This is a genomic window from Thalassospira australica (assembly GCF_000763295.1).
GTDB classification, from domain to species: Bacteria; Pseudomonadota; Alphaproteobacteria; order Rhodospirillales; family Thalassospiraceae; genus Thalassospira; species Thalassospira australica.
Genome location: NZ_JRJE01000019.1, coordinates 1 through 15,896, shown reverse-complemented (window position 1 = coordinate 15,896; position 15,896 = coordinate 1). Strand labels below are relative to the sequence as shown.

13 protein-coding genes and 1 tRNA gene are annotated in these 15,896 nt (G+C 54.2%); all 14 read left to right on the top strand.

What is annotated here, in order from left to right; genetic code table 11:
- Positions 1-118, top strand: a 118-nt coding sequence (locus JF44_RS20165; RefSeq protein ID WP_081944300.1) for an EF-Tu C-terminal domain-related protein, incomplete at its 5' end; no start/stop codon positions are given.
- A 132-nt stretch (positions 119-250) separates the two neighbouring features.
- Positions 251-326, top strand: a tRNA-Trp gene (locus tag JF44_RS0109150).
- 51 nt (positions 327-377) lie between these two features.
- Positions 378-575, top strand: coding sequence for a preprotein translocase subunit SecE (gene secE / locus JF44_RS0109145; RefSeq protein ID WP_033068685.1), 198 nt, complete (start codon positions 378-380; stop codon positions 573-575).
- A 4-nt stretch (positions 576-579) separates the two neighbouring features.
- On the top strand, positions 580-1,110 hold the full coding sequence (gene nusG, locus JF44_RS0109140; protein ID WP_033068684.1) for a transcription termination/antitermination protein NusG: 531 nt from the start codon (positions 580-582) through the stop codon (positions 1,108-1,110).
- 105 nt (positions 1,111-1,215) lie between these two features.
- Positions 1,216-1,644 (top strand): 50S ribosomal protein L11, encoded by a 429-nt coding sequence (gene rplK / locus JF44_RS0109135; protein ID WP_033068683.1) that lies wholly within the window; start codon positions 1,216-1,218, stop codon positions 1,642-1,644.
- A 4-nt stretch (positions 1,645-1,648) separates the two neighbouring features.
- Positions 1,649-2,347, top strand: a complete 699-nt coding sequence (gene rplA, locus JF44_RS0109130; protein ID WP_033068682.1) for a 50S ribosomal protein L1 — start codon at positions 1,649-1,651, stop codon at positions 2,345-2,347.
- 282 nt (positions 2,348-2,629) lie between these two features.
- Positions 2,630-3,148, top strand: a complete 519-nt coding sequence (gene rplJ, locus JF44_RS0109125) for a 50S ribosomal protein L10 (protein ID WP_033068681.1) — start codon at positions 2,630-2,632, stop codon at positions 3,146-3,148.
- Between the two features lie 56 nt (positions 3,149-3,204).
- Complete coding sequence (gene rplL, locus JF44_RS0109120) at positions 3,205-3,579, top strand: 50S ribosomal protein L7/L12 (protein WP_033068680.1); 375 nt, start codon at positions 3,205-3,207, stop codon at positions 3,577-3,579.
- Positions 3,580-3,957: 378 nt separating this feature from the next.
- Positions 3,958-8,124 (top strand): DNA-directed RNA polymerase subunit beta, encoded by a 4,167-nt coding sequence (gene rpoB, locus JF44_RS0109115; protein WP_033068679.1) that lies wholly within the window; start codon positions 3,958-3,960, stop codon positions 8,122-8,124.
- Positions 8,125-8,233: 109 nt separating this feature from the next.
- Complete coding sequence (gene rpoC, locus JF44_RS0109110; RefSeq protein ID WP_033068678.1) at positions 8,234-12,427, top strand: DNA-directed RNA polymerase subunit beta'; 4,194 nt, start codon at positions 8,234-8,236, stop codon at positions 12,425-12,427.
- A 372-nt stretch (positions 12,428-12,799) separates the two neighbouring features.
- Positions 12,800-13,171, top strand: a complete 372-nt coding sequence (rpsL, locus tag JF44_RS0109105; RefSeq protein WP_008892339.1) for a 30S ribosomal protein S12 — start codon at positions 12,800-12,802, stop codon at positions 13,169-13,171.
- A 12-nt stretch (positions 13,172-13,183) separates the two neighbouring features.
- Positions 13,184-13,651 (top strand): 30S ribosomal protein S7, encoded by a 468-nt coding sequence (gene rpsG / locus JF44_RS0109100; RefSeq protein ID WP_033068677.1) that lies wholly within the window; start codon positions 13,184-13,186, stop codon positions 13,649-13,651.
- 27 nt (positions 13,652-13,678) lie between these two features.
- Positions 13,679-15,760, top strand: coding sequence for an elongation factor G (fusA, locus tag JF44_RS0109095; protein WP_033068676.1), 2,082 nt, complete (start codon positions 13,679-13,681; stop codon positions 15,758-15,760).
- Positions 15,761-15,788: 28 nt separating this feature from the next.
- The coding region (locus JF44_RS20160; RefSeq protein ID WP_033069427.1) for a GTP-binding protein at positions 15,789-15,896 on the top strand (108 nt) is incomplete at its 3' end.

Sequence of the window (15,896 nt, the reverse complement as noted above, 5' to 3'; positions counted from 1 at the left end):
CGTTCAGATGACCGCAACCCTCATTGCACCGATCGCAATGGACGAAGGTCTGCGTTTCGCAATCCGTGAAGGCGGTCGTACCGTCGGCGCGGGCGTTGTGGCGAAAATCATCGAATAATTTTTGAGATTTTGCACGATTGAGTGCTTGATCTTGGATGTGCGGGCGGCTATAACCCGCCCGCACACCCTGCCGCCCGGGCAGGGAGGAGCCAGAAAGAAGATAAGCTTTTCAACTTTCTGACGATCTTGTAGGAGTGTAGCTCAGTTGGTAGAGCATCGGTCTCCAAAACCGAGTGTCGGGGGTTCGAGTCCCTCCTCTCCTGCCACTACTTTCCGGGTTGTGAAACAAAGCATTAGAAAGCGGTGTAACCCCGACAATGGCTAAAACGTCGCCAGCACAATTCGTACAGCAGGTTCGCTCAGAGGCGAAAAAAGTCTCGTGGCCGACCCGTAAGGAAACGACTGTTTCGACCATTATGGTATTCGTAATGGTTGCTCTCGCGTCGATTTTCTTCTTTGTTGTCGATCAGCTCCTCTCTTGGGGTGTCAAGCTGGTCTTTGGTGTTGGGGGTTAAGGCAATGGCGCATCGCTGGTACGTATTGCACGTTCACTCCGGGTTCGAGAAAAAGGTCGCCCAGTCGATCCGCGAACAGTCCATCAAGAAGGGTCTTGAGGGCGAAATCGAAGAGGTCCTGGTTCCGACTGAAGAAACTGTCGAGATGCGTCGCGGCACCAAGGTCAATGCCGAGCGGAAGTTTTTCCCGGGCTATGTCCTGCTGAAGATGGATCTCACCGACGAAAGCTGGCATCTGGTCAAGAATACCGCCAAGGTTACCGATTTCCTCGGCAGCCGTGGCAAGCCGATGCCGATTTCCGAAAAGGAAGCTCAGCACATTCTGCATCAGGTGCAGGAAGGTGTTGATCGTCCGAAGCCAACCATCGCATTCGATATTGGCGAGGAAGTACGTGTTTCCGACGGTCCGTTTGCATCGTTTAACGGTATCGTCGAAGGAGTTGATGAAGAACGTGCACGCCTTAAGGTGTCTGTTTCGATCTTCGGTCGTTCAACTCCGGTCGAGCTGGAATACACCCAGGTCGAGAAGCTTTAAAAAACGATCTTGTAAAATGAAGTCGCTGCCTGTATACGCAGGCAGCATTTAAAGCGCGGGAGGTCAGCCATGACCGGACCGCGCGCTTCTGTAAGAGGTACTCTAATGGCGAAGAAAATCGACGGCTATCTTAAGCTGCAGATTCCCGCCGGCAAAGCCAATCCGTCGCCGCCTGTCGGCCCGGCTCTTGGTCAGCGCGGTGTGAATATCATGGAATTCTGCAAGGCGTTTAACGCAGCGACCCAGCAGATGGAACCAGGGATGCCGATCCCGGTTGTCATCACTGTCTATTCCGACCGTTCCTTCACGTTCGTAACCAAAACCCCGCCGGCATCCTACTTCCTGAAAAAGGCAGCAGGCATCGCCAAGGGTTCCGGTACCACCGGCAAAGGTTATGTTGGTAAAGTGACCAAAGCACAGGTCAAAGAAATCGCAGAAGCCAAAATGGCTGACCTCAACGCATTTGACGTTGATGGCGCGATGGCAATGATCGAGGGCTCCGCCCGTGCGATGGGTCTTGAGGTTGTGGAGTAAGACGATGGCCAAGACTGGTAAACGCCTTGCCCAGGCCTATGAGGGCATCGACCGTAACACCCAGTACGATCTGGCAGCTGCTGTCAAACTCGTCAAAGAAGGTGCAAAAGCCAAATTCGATGAAACCATCGAAATGGCAATGAACCTTGGTGTTGATCCGCGTCACGCTGACCAGATGGTCCGTGGTGTTGTTTCCCTTCCGCATGGTACCGGTAAAACCATGCGTGTTGCTGTCTTCGCAAAAGACGCAAAAGCAGAAGAAGCCCAGAAAGCTGGTGCGGACGCTGTTGGTGCAGAAGACCTGATGGAAGCAATGCAGAAAGGCGATCTGAACTATGATCGCGTTATTGCGACCCCGGACATGATGGCTGTTGTCGGCCGTCTCGGTAAGGTTCTCGGCCCGCGTGGCCTGATGCCGAACCCGAAACTCGGCACCGTTACCATGGATGTGACGACCGCTGTTTCCGACGCAAAAGCTGGCCAGGTCCAGTTCCGTGCGGAAAAGAACGGTATCGTCCACGCAGGTATCGGCAAGGCATCGTTCAGCGAAGAACAGATCCTTGAGAATGCAAAAGCATTCGTAGACGCAATCGTTAAAGCAAAACCGACCGGCGCAAAAGGTACCTACCTTGAGCGTGCAGCGATCAGCTCCACCATGGGTGCTGGCGTTAAGCTGTCGATTGCTGACATCGCGTCGAAGTAAGAATTTTCGAATTCTGACCGATCTTCGGACCGGTCAGAACCGGGGAGGGCTTTAATGCCCTCTCTACCTGTCTGTCCCAGACTGCAGGTGAGTGAGATTTGTCACTCTTAATTCCCTGCATAGGCAGAGGTTCCGGTTCTTTGTTTTTCCCCGTCTGGGGTATCACACAAGGCTTGAACATCTGGCAAACGGACGGGCGTAACAGACCGGTTCGAAAGGACTGGTCGCGTCTGTGAACCTCCTTGTGGGGTTCAGGGCAATAAGCAACGTCGGAGACTAAAAGTGAACCGCGATGAAAAACAACAGTTCGTAGCAGAGATGCGCGAAGTGTTCGAAGGTGCGGAAGGCGTCGTCATTACCCAGTACAAAGGGTTGACGGTTGCTGAAATTACCGCTCTTCGTGCGCAGATGCGTGAAGCTGGTGCGGGCTTCAAGGTCACCAAAAACCGGCTTACGCGACTTGCTCTGGAAGGCACCAAATTTGCTAGTCTTGCAGACTACTTCACCGGCCCGACGGCGATTGGCTATTCAGCTGATCCGGCATCGGTCGCGAAAGTAGCTGCGAAGTTCGCAAAAACCAACGAGAAGCTCGTGCTTGTCGCTGGTGCAATCGGCGAACAGGTTCTGGACGAACAGGGCGTTAAAGCTCTGGCAGAACTGCCGTCGCTCGACGAACTTCGTGGCAAGCTTGTGGGCATGATCCAGACCCCGGCACAGCGTATCGCTACGCTGACTTCCAAGCCGGCTGGGCAGATTGCTCAGGTGCTGAAGGCAAAAGCCGACAAAGGCGAAGCCGCGTAAACCAAATTATTCAGGATATCGTTGATATCCAAGTTCAAGCCTAGGAGACTACCAAAATGGCCGATCTCAATCAGATTGTTGAAGATCTTTCCGCTCTTACCGTTCTCGAAGCTGCAGAGCTTTCCAAACTCCTCGAAGAAAAATGGGGCGTTTCTGCTGCTGCTCCGGTAGCTGTTGCTGCTGCTGGCGGCGCTGCTGGTGGCGAAGCTGCTGAAGAGAAAACCGAATTTGACGTCGTTCTGACTTCTGCTGGTGACAAGAAAATCAACGTCATCAAAGAAGTACGCGGCATCACCGGTCTTGGCCTCAAAGAAGCCAAAGAACTGGTTGAAGGCGCTCCGAAAGCCGTCAAAGAAGGCGCTTCGAAAGACGAAGCCGAAGAAATCAAGAAGAAGCTGGAAGAAGCCGGCGCATCCGTCGAACTCAAGTAATCGACGGCTTCTTGCCAAGGTCTGGGTCGGCGTCCTTCGGGCGCCGACCCTTCCGTCTCTGTGCTACCGGGCAATCGTGCCAGGGCGGTGCAGGGATGCGAACAGGAATTTAACGGTTGACGCTGCCAAAGGTAATCGTACATAACGTAAGGCCGTTTAGGTCAGAGGTTATCTTTGACGGCGTCGACAGCCGAGGGATCAGTGATCTCAATCAAGTTGGATGTCAAATAACATCCACGGTCATAATCAAGTGAACGCCCGCCCCGTACGGGGCTCGGGCGTCGTTGTGCTGTATGCGTTTTGCGAAAAGCGGAAGCGTGTCAGAACAAAGACGAACGAGTTCGGACGGTGTGGGGAGGCGCGATTAAAGGAACGATGATGGATAAGTCCTTTACTGGTCGAAAGCGCATCCGCAAAAGCTTTGGACGGATCAGCGAAGTCGCTCCGCTCCCGAACCTTATTGAGGTTCAAAAGAATTCCTACGATAAGTTTTTGCAGACCGGAATCTCGCAGGAGCAGCGGGACGATGCAGGTCTTCAGGAAGTATTCAAGAGCGTATTCCCGATTAAAGATTTTTCGGAACGCGCAACTCTTGAATTCGTTTCGTATGAGCTTGAGCAGCCCAAATACGATACCGAAGAGTGTCGCCAGCGTGGCATGACCTTTGCCGCACCGCTGCGCGTAACTCTGCGCCTGGTTGTCTGGGATATCGACGAGGACACGGGTGCCCGTTCGATCCGCGATATCAAAGAGCAGGACGTCTATATGGGCGACATGCCGCTCATGACCGAACACGGTACCTTTATCGTGAACGGTACAGAGCGTGTGATTGTCTCCCAGATGCACCGCTCGCCGGGTGTCTTCTTTGACCATGACAAAGGCAAGAGCCACAGCTCGGGCAAATATCTGTTTGCCGCGCGTGTCATTCCGTATCGTGGTTCCTGGCTCGATTTCGAATTCGATGCAAAAGACATTCTGTATGTCCGTATCGACCGTCGCCGCAAACTGCCGGCGACCACGCTGCTTATGGCTCTTGAAAACGAAGAGTCCCAACAGTTGCGTGCACAGCGTGCCGAAGAAGGCCGCTCTGTCGATCCGTCGGAAATCGAAGGCCTCACGCCGGAAGAAATTCTCAACTATTACTATGATTCGGCTGAATACCGCCGCACCAAGGATGGTTGGGTTACCGATTTCAGTGCAGACCGTTACATCGGTCAGAAGCTTGTTTTCGATCTGATTGATGCCAAAAGTGGCGAAGTTATTGCTGCTGCCGGTTCCAAGATCACCAAGCGTTCTGCTGCCAAAATCACCGAACAGAACGTCAAAGAGATTCTCGTCCCTGAAGAGCAGCTGAATGGCTGGTTCATGGCTGACGACCTCATTGACGGCGAAACGGGTGAAATCCTGGCAGAAGCCGGTCACGAACTGACCGAGGAAGTGTTCGAACAGCTTAAGGAATGGGGTGTTGATTCCGTTCGTTTGCTGATGATCGATCACAACCAGGTTGGTCCGTATCTGCGTAACACCATTGCGCTGGACAAGAACACCAACCGCGAAGAAGCCCTTGTGGACATCTATCGCGTCATGCGTCCGGGTGAACCGCCGACCCTTGAGGGTGCGGAAGCCATGTTCAAGGGCCTGTTCTTCGATTCAGAGCGTTACGATCTTTCGGCCGTTGGTCGTGTGAAGATGAATGCGCGCCTGAACCTGGAATGCGAAGACACCGTTCGCATCCTGCGCCGCGAAGACATTCTGGAAGTCGTCCGTGTTCTGATCGACCTGAAAGATGGTCGTGGCGAGATTGACGATATTGACCACCTCGGTAACCGTCGTCTGCGTTCGGTTGGCGAGCTGATGGAAAACCAGTTCCGTGTTGGTCTTCTGCGTATGGAACGTGCGATCCGCGAGCGTATGAGCTCGGTCGAGATCGACAACGTCATGCCGCATGACCTGATCAATGCCAAGCCGGTTGCGGCTGCTGTACGTGAATTCTTCGGCTCTTCGCAGTTGTCGCAGTTCATGGATCAGACCAACCCGCTTTCGGAAATTACCCACAAACGTCGTCTTTCGGCGCTTGGCCCGGGTGGTTTGACCCGTGAGCGTGCTGGCTTTGAAGTGCGTGACGTTCATCCGACCCACTATGGTCGTATCTGCCCGGTTGAAACGCCGGAAGGTCCGAACATTGGTCTGATCAACTCGCTGGCGACCTTTGCACGTGTCAACCAGTACGGCTTTATCGAAAGCCCGTATCGTAAGGTTGTCGACGGCAACGTCACCGCAGAGGTTATTTACCTCTCGGCGATCGAAGAAGGTCGCTATGTCATCGCACAGGCAAACGAACCGCTTAACGATGATTTCAGCTTCACCAACGAACTGATCAACACCCGTAAAGCCGGCGACCACTACATGGCCCGCTCCGAAGAGATCGACCTGATGGACGTCTCGCCGAAGCAGCTGGTGTCGGTTGCATCCGCGCTCATTCCGTTCCTTGAGAACGATGACGCGAACCGTGCACTTATGGGCTCGAACATGCAGCGTCAGGCGGTTCCGTTGATCCGCTCTGAAGCACCGTATGTCGGGACCGGCATGGAAGTACCGGTGGCACGTGATTCGGGTGCAACCCTGATCGCACGCCGTGACGGTGTTGTGGAATCTGTTGATGCGACCCGTATGGTTATCCGCGCAACGGGTGACATTGCCGCTTCGGAATCGGGTGTCGATATCTACACCCTGCTGAAATATCAGCGTTCCAACCAGGGCAGCTGCATCAACCAGCGTCCGCTGGTGAAAGTTGGCGATGTTGTCCAGAAGGGCGACATCATCTCGGATGGTCCGTGTACCGATATGGGTGAACTTGCCCTTGGCCGTAACGTGCTTGTCGCGTTCATGCCGTGGAATGGTTACAACTTCGAGGATTCCATTCTTCTGTCCGAGCGTATCGCACGTGATGACGTTTACACCTCGATCCACATCGAGGAATTCGAAGTCATGGCCCGCGATACCAAGCTGGGTCAGGAAGAAATCACCCGTGATATTCCGAACGTCGGTGAAGAAGCGCTCAAAAACCTCGACGAGGCGGGCATTGTCTACATCGGTGCGGAAATCAAACCGGGCGATATCCTTGTTGGTAAGGTAACGCCGAAGGGCGAAAGCCCGATGACACCGGAAGAGAAACTTCTGCGTGCCATCTTCGGTGAAAAAGCATCTGACGTTCGTGATACGTCGCTGCGTGTCCCGCCGGGACAGTTTGGTACCATTGTTGAAGTCCGCGTGTTCTCACGTCGTGGCGTTGACAAGGACGAACGTGCTCTGGCAATCGAACGTTCAGAAATCGAACGTCTCGCACAGGACCGTGACGATGAACGCGCAATCCTCGAGCGTAACTTCTACGGTCGTCTGCAGAACCTTCTGGTTGGTCAGAAATTGGTCGATGGTCCGAAGGGCCTGTCGGGTGAACTGACCGAAGACAGCCTGTCGGGTGTTGCCCGTGGTCTGTGGCGCCAGATTGCTGTTGCCGATGACAATGTCATGTCCGACATCGAAGCTCTGAAAAAGCAGTTCGAAGAATCGATTGCTGTTCTTCAGGCGCGTTTCGATGACAAGGTCGATAAACTGCAGGCCGGTGACGAATTGCCGCCGGGCGTTATGAAGATGGTCAAAGTCTTCGTGGCAGTGAAACGTAAAATGCAGCCGGGTGATAAAATGGCCGGCCGTCACGGGAACAAGGGTGTCGTATCGCGCATTATGCCGGTTGAAGACATGCCGCACCTTGATGACGGTACGCCGGTCGATATCGTTCTGAACCCGCTGGGTGTTCCGTCGCGTATGAACGTCGGCCAGATCCTTGAAACCCACCTTGGTTGGGCATCACGTGGTCTTGGCGAACAGATCGGCGATCTCGTCGATGCTGTTGCCGATGGTCGTGGCGAGATGGATGACCTGCGCAGCAAGCTCAATGATGTCTATGAAGGCGACGAATATGTTGCGGGCATCAAAGAACTTTCTGATGGCGAAGTCATTGAACTTGGTAACAACCTGCGTCGCGGCGTCCCGATGGCCACCCCGGTCTTCGACGGTGCCCGCGAGCCGGATGTTGTTCGTATGCTTGAAAAAGCAGGCCTTGATGGGTCTGGTCAGGTTGACCTTTATGACGGTCGTACTGGCGAGAAATTCCATCGCAAGGTGACAGTGGGCTATATCTACATGCTCAAACTGCACCACTTGGTCGACGACAAGATCCACGCACGTTCGATTGGTCCGTACTCTCTTGTTACCCAGCAGCCGCTGGGTGGTAAGGCACAGTTCGGTGGCCAGCGTTTCGGGGAGATGGAAGTATGGGCACTCGAAGCTTACGGTGCAGCATACACCCTTCAGGAAATGCTTACGGTCAAGTCGGATGACGTTTCGGGGCGTACCAAGGTGTACGAAGCCATTGTTCGCGGCGAAGACACGTTTGAAGCCGGTATTCCGGAATCCTTTAACGTTCTCGTTAAAGAACTCCGTTCGCTTGGCCTCAATGTTGAGCTTGAGCAAAACGACTTTTAAGTGTTTTGGCTGACGGGGATGTCCAACCGGACATCCCGGTCGCCATTGCACATCTTTCGGCCTGAAATTGGCGAAACCCGGCGAGACCGGGCATAGCGGGAGAGCCTTTATGAACGAGTTGATGAAGATCTTCGGGCAGCCGCAGGGCACCCAAAGCTTCGATCAGATCCGGATTCAGATTGCCAGCCCGGAGCGTATCCGCTCCTGGTCGTTTGGTGAGATCAAGAAACCGGAAACCATCAACTACCGGACCTTTAAACCGGAGCGCGACGGCCTGTTCTGTGCGCGCATTTTTGGTCCGGTGAAGGATTACGAATGCTTGTGCGGCAAGTACAAGCGTATGAAGTATCGCGGCATTATCTGTGAAAAATGCGGCGTGGAAGTGACTCTGGCAAAAGTACGTCGTGAACGTATGGGCCACATCGAACTGGCGGCACCTGTTGCCCACATCTGGTTCATGAAGTCACTGCCGAGCCGTCTGGGTCTGCTGCTGGACATGACGCTCAAGGATCTTGAGCGCATTCTGTACTTCGAAAACTATGTGGTCATCGAACCGGGCCTTACCCCGCTTAAAATGGGTGAGCTCCTGTCCGAAGACCAGTATATGACTGCTCAGGAAGAATATGGCGAAGACAGCTTCCGTGCCGGTATCGGTGCAGAAGCCATCCGCGATATGCTTGCGGCAATCGATCTTGATGAAGAACGCGAAACTGCGAAAATCGACCTCAAGGAAACCAAATCCGAAGCCAAACGCAAGAAGCTGGTCAAGCGTCTCAAGCTGATTGAGGCGTTCCAGGAATCTGGCGCACGCCCGGAATGGATGATCCTTGAAGTTGTCCCGGTTATTCCGCCGGAACTGCGCCCGCTGGTTCCGCTGGATGGCGGTCGTTTCGCGACGTCTGATCTGAACGACCTTTACCGTCGTGTGATCAACCGTAACAACCGTCTGAAGCGTCTGATCGAACTTCGTGCGCCTGATATCATCGTGCGTAACGAAAAACGTATGCTTCAGGAATCGGTTGATGCGCTGTTTGACAACGGCCGTCGCGGTCGTCCGATCACCGGTGCCAACAAGCGTCCGCTCAAATCGATGTCGGACATGCTTAAAGGTAAGCAGGGTCGTTTCCGTCAGAACCTTTTGGGTAAACGCGTCGACTATTCCGGTCGTTCCGTTATTACCGTGGGTCCGAACCTGAAACTGCATCAGTGCGGTCTGCCAAAGAAAATGGCACTCGAACTGTTCAAGCCATTCGTTTACGCGAAGCTGGAACTGTACGGGATGGCAACCACCATCAAAGCCGCAAAGCGCATGGTGGAAAAAGAGCGTGCCGAAGTTTGGGATATCCTCGAGCAGGTTATCCGCGAACACCCGGTTATGCTTAACCGCGCACCGACGCTTCACCGTCTTGGTATTCAGGCGTTCGAACCTACCTTGATTGAAGGTAAGGCGATCCAGCTGCACCCGCTCGTTTGTACTGCGTTTAACGCGGACTTCGATGGTGACCAAATGGCGGTTCACGTCCCGCTGTCGCTTGAAGCTCAGCTTGAAGCACGTACTTTGATGATGTCGACCAACAACATCCTCTCGCCGGCCTCGGGTAAACCGATCATCGTGCCGTCGCAGGATATTGTCCTTGGTTTGTATTACATCTCCATGGAACGTGACGGTCAGCCGGGCGAGGGCATGTCGTTTGTGAACATCGCCGAGATCGAGCAGGCTCTGGATGAAGGTGTTGTAAACCTGCATTCCAAGGTCAACGCCCGTTACCACACGGTTGATGAAAACAACGAGCCGATCACGGTTCGTGTTGCCACGACTCCGGGTCGCATGTTGCTGTCGGAACTTCTGCCGCGTCATCCGCGCATCCCGTTCTCGACCATCAACAAGCTGCTGACCAAAAAAGACGTCTCGAACGTTATCGATGTCGTCTATCGTCACTGTGGCCAGAAAGAGACCGTTATCTTTGCTGACCGCATGATGGGCCTTGGTTTTAACTGGGCATGTAAAGCCGGTATTTCGTTTGGTAAGGATGACATGATCATTCCTGACGCCAAGGAAAACCTGGTTGGCACGACCCACGAAAAGGTCAAGGAATACGAACAGCAGTATCAGGATGGTCTCATCACCCGTGGTGAGAAATACAACAAGGTTGTTGATGCCTGGTCGCAGTGCACCGATGACGTTTCGGAAGAAATGATGAAAGTCATTTCCGCAACGGCAGAAGGTGACAATGTGAACTCGGTTTACATGATGGCCCACTCCGGTGCGCGTGGTTCTGCTGCGCAGATGCGTCAGCTCGCAGCAATGCGTGGCCTGATGGCAAAACCGGATGGCTCGATCATTGAGACGCCGATTATTTCGAACTTTAAAGAAGGCCTGACCGTGCAGGAGTACTTCAACTCCACTCACGGCGCGCGTAAAGGTCTTGCTGATACCGCACTGAAAACGGCGAACTCGGGTTACCTTACCCGTCGTCTCGTTGACGTGGCCCAGGACTGCATCATCACCCAGCATGATTGCGGTACGGAACGTGGCCTCGACATCGCAGCCGTCGTCGACTCCGGTGAAGTTATCGAAACCCTGTCTGATCGTATCCTCGGTCGCTTCACCGCCGACGAGATTGTCAATCCGTCGACTGGCGAAGTCATCGTGCCGAAGAACGAAATGGTCGAAGAAGATCACCTTGATGTGATCGAAAAGGCTGGCGTCGAAATGGCGCGTATCCGTTCGGTTCTGACCTGTGATGCCGAAACCGGTGTTTGTGGCCATTGCTATGGTCGTGACCTGGCACGCGGTACCACGGTGAACATCGGTGAAGCTGTTGGTGTTATTGCCGCACAGTCGATCGGTGAGCCGGGTACACAGCTTACCATGCGTACGTTCCACATCGGTGGTGCCGCACAGCGTGGTGCTGAGGTTTCCGGTGTCGAGGCAAACTTCGATGCCACTGTGAAACTGAAAAACCGCGCAGTCGTTGAGAACTCGTCGGGCGTGAACATCGTCATGGCGCGTAACCTCGAGATCCTGTTGATCGACAAGACCGGTCGTGAACGTGCGAAATACCGTGTTCCGTACGGTGCGAAACTTCTCACCGATGAAGACGCGCAGGTTGCCCGTGGCCAGAAACTGGCCGAGTGGGATCCGTACACCCTGCCGATCATCACCGAGAAAGAAGGTTATGTGAACTATGTCGACCTTCTCGAGAATGTAACCATTCGCGAAGTCTATGACGAAGCGACCGGTATTGCCTCGAAGACGGTTATCGACTGGAAGAGCATGCCCAAGGCGTCTGACCTTAAGCCGCGCGTTACCCTGCGTAACGAAAACGGCGAGGTCATCAACCTGGATAACGGCCTTGAAGCCCGTTACTTCCTGTCGGTTGACGCTATTCTCTCGGTTGAGAACGGTCAGAAGGTCGCAGCAGGTGACGTGCTTGCACGTATCCCGCGTGAAGGTTCGAAAACCCGTGACATTACCGGTGGTCTGCCGCGTGTTGCCGAGCTGTTCGAAGCCCGTAAACCGAAAGAACACGCGATTATCTCGGATATTCCGGGCCGCGTCGAATTCGGCAAGGACTACAAGAACAAGCGTCGCGTCGTCGTGCATCCGCTCGAAGACTCGGGGCTGACCGAACCGGTCGAATACCTGATCCCGAAAGGCAAGCACCTTGCCGTTCAGGAAGGGGACTTCGTCGAACAGGGTGATCAGCTTCTTGATGGTTCACCGGTTCCGCACGACATTCTGCGTGTTATGGGCGTTCCGGCACTGGCAGATTACCTGGTCAACGAGATTCAGGAAGTCTACCGTCTGCAGGGCGTTAAGATTAACGACAAGCACATTGAAGTCATCGTTCGTCAGATGCTCCAGAAAGTGGAAATCACCAAACCGGGTGACACCACGCTTCTGGTTGGCGAAATTATTGACCGTGATGATTTCGATGCTGAAAACGATCGTGCTCTTAAAGAAGGCGGCGAACTGGCCGAAGGCGCTCCGGTCCTCCAGGGGATCACGAAAGCCTCGCTCCAGACGCACTCCTTCATTTCGGCCGCGTCGTTCCAGGAAACCACGCGCGTTCTTACCGAAGCAGCCGTTTCGGGCAAAACCGATACCCTTATCGGTCTGAAAGAGAACGTCATCGTGGGTCGTTTGATCCCGGCTGGTACCGGTGCGGTGATGAACCGCTTCCGTGCACTGGCTGCCGAACGCGACAAAACGGTACAGATCGAAGCAGAAGAGGAAATCGGCGACAACTTCGGCCCGCAGGCCGATGCCGACACCGCTTCACTGCCTGCAGGCGAATAAATTCGTCGCGTCAGACAGTTAACAGAATCAGAAACGAGCCGGACTCTTATCGACGCACCGGCTCGTTTCGGCGTTTGAAGCGCCAACTCGAAGGCCCAGAGGGTTTTGCTTGACGCAAAAGGGGGCCGTCACTAGTATGCGCCCACCGAATCTAGGGGGGTGTAACTGTGCCGGTACCGTTTTGTGCGGTAGCGGGCGGTTTTCGCCCCCCATCGCTTGAGTGCGACTCTGACGGCCGTCGAGGCAGGAACTCCTGCATTTTATGGGCGTCCTCGCGTGTTTTTGTACCTGGTACAAAAACGTGTGGTCGCTCGTCGTGCGTCGATATGAGCAGCGCCCTCGTGGCGTCCGTTGAAGTAAAAGGGAAAGTTAATGCCCACTATTAACCAGTTGATCCGCAAAAAGCGGACTCCGCGCACCCAGCGCGATATGGTTCCGGCACTGGAAGCATGCCCGCAGAAACGCGGCGTTTGCACCCGTGTCTATACCACCACCCCGAAGAAGCCGAACTCGGCACTTCGTAAGGTTGCCCGTGTTCGTTTGACCAACGGCTACGAAGTAACTTCTTACATTCCGGGTGAAGGCCATAACCTTCAGGAACACTCTGTCGTGATGATCCGCGGCGGCCGTGTGAAGGATTTGCCGGGTGTGCGTTACCACATCATTCGCGGTACCCTCGATACGCAGGGTGTCAAAGACCGTAAACAGCGTCGTTCGAAATACGGCGCGAAGCGTCCGAAATAAGGAGCAGCTCAGATGTCACGTCGTCACGCTGCTGAAAAGCGCGAAGTTCTTCCTGACGCCAAATATGGCGATAAGGTTCTGACCAAGTTCATGAACGGTCTTATGCTCGACGGTAAAAAATCCGCCGCTGAGAAAATCGTTTATGGTGCCCTGGAAGTCATCGAAGGCAAGGGTTCCGATCCTGTAGCCCAGTTCCACGAAGCCATGGATAACGTGAAGCCGAACGTCGAAGTTCGTTCACGCCGTGTTGGTGGTGCTACCTACCAGGTTCCGGTCGAAGTCCGCACCGAGCGCCGTCAGGCACTGGCCATTCGTTGGTTGGTTGACGCTGCTCGCAAGCGTTCCGAAACCACCATGGTTGGTCGTCTTGCCGGCGAACTGATGGACGCAGCCAACAACCGTGGTTCGGCCGTCAAGAAACGCGAAGACACCCACCGTATGGCCGAAGCCAACAAGGCTTTCGCTCATTATCGCTGGTAACCCAGACCTCAAGATCAAGAGTCGATTATGGTAAAACGCACTCCGATCTCTCGGTATCGTAACATTGGCATCATGGCACACATTGATGCTGGTAAAACGACGACCACCGAGCGAATCCTTTTCTACACCGGCAAGTCCTACAAGATCGGCGAAGTCCACGACGGCGCCGCGACCATGGACTGGATGGAACAGGAACAGGAACGTGGCATTACGATTACGTCTGCTGCGACGACCTGCTTCTGGAACGACCACCGTGTCAACATCATCGATACCCCGGGCCACGTTGACTTCACGATTGAAGTTGAACGTTCGCTCCGTGTTCTCGATGGTGCCTGCGCAGTATTCGATGCCGTTTCCGGTGTCGAGCCGCAGACCGAAACCGTATGGCGCCAGGCTGACAAGTACAACGTTCCGCGTATGTGCTTTGTCAACAAAATGGACCGTACCGGTGCGGACTTCTTCCGTTGCGTCGAGATGATGAAAGAACGTCTGGGTGCCAATGTTGCTGTTATGCAGCTGCCAATTGGTTCCGAAGCTGAGTTCGAAGGTGTTGTCGATCTCGTGCGCAACAAGGAAATCGTCTGGAAAGACGAAAGCCTTGGTGCAGAGTTCGAATATCGCGACATCCGCGATTCTCTTGCTGATCAGGTCGCAGAATATCGCGAAGCCCTGATCGAGCAGGCTGTCGAGTGCGACGAAGAAGCAATGGAAGCTTACCTTGAAGGTGAGCAGCCGAGTGAAGAGAAGCTCAAAGAGTGCATCCGTAAGGGCACGATTGCTGGCGAACTTGTTCCGGTCCTTCTGGGTACCGCGTTCAAGAACAAAGGCGTTCAGCCGCTTCTCGATGCTGTTGTCGATTACATGCCGGCTCCCGATGACATCGAAGATGTTCGTGGCGTTAAGCCGAACACCGACGATGAACCCGACAGCCGTCCGCTGACCGATGAAGCACCGTTCTCGGCGCTTGCGTTCAAGATCATGAGTGACCCGTTTGTCGGCTCTCTGACCTTCGCACGTATCTATTCGGGTGTTCTCGAAGCTGGTTCCTACGTTCTGAACTCTGTTAAAGAGAAAAAAGAACGTATCGGCCGTATGCTTCTTATGCATTCGAACAACCGCGAAGAAATCAAATATGCATGCTCGGGCGACATCGTTGCGCTGGTTGGCATGAAGGATACCACCACTGGTGATACCCTTTGTGACCCGGCCAAGCCGATCATCCTCGAGCGCATGGAATTCCCGGATCCGGTTATCGAAATCGCTGTAGAGCCGAAATCGAAAGCCGACCAGGAAAAAATGGGTCTCGCCTTGGCACGTCTTGCTCAGGAAGATCCGTCGTTCCGTGTTAAATCCGACCACGAATCCGGCCAGACCATCATTTCCGGTATGGGCGAGCTTCACCTCGACATTCTTGTCGATCGTATGAAGCGTGAATTCAAGGTCGAAGCAAACATCGGTGCGCCGCAGGTTGCTTATCGTGAAACGATCTCGAAAGAAGTCGATATCGACTACACCCACAAGAAACAGTCGGGTGGTTCGGGTCAGTTCGCACGTATCAAGTTGACCTTCACCCCGGGTGAACCGGGTTCGGGCTTCACCTTCTCGGATTCCGTCGTTGGCGGTAACGTTCCGAAAGAATACATCCCGGGCGTACAGAAAGGCTTCGAAAGCTCGCTGCAGAGCGGTGTGATCGCAGGCTTCCCTGTTACCGATTTCTCGATCAAGCTGACGGACGGTGCATACCACGACGTTGACTCGAGTGTCATGGCCTTCGAAATTGCTGCACGTGCAGCTTTCAAAGAAGGTCTGTCGAAAGCTTCTCCGAAGCTGCTTGAGCCGATCATGAAGGTCGAGGTAGTAACCCCGGAAGAATACATGGGCGACATCATTGGCGACCTGAACAGCCGTCGTGGCCAGGTCCGCGATATGGACTCCCGTGGTATTGCACGCGTTGTTAACGCGTTTGTACCGCTGGCGAACATGTTCGGTTACGTCAACAACCTGCGCTCCATGTCCCAGGGCCGTGCCCAGTTCGTGATGCAGTTCGATCACTATGCAGACGTCCCGCAGGCAGTTGCGGACGAAGTTAAAGCCAAGTCGGCCGGCTAAGGCCCAGCCAGAATAAACGGAGTTAGAAATGGCTAAAGAAAAGTTTGAGCGTACAAAACCGCACGTTAACGTAGGCACCGTCGGCCACGTTGACCACGGTAAAACCACGCTGACCGCAGCAATCACCAAAGTTCTG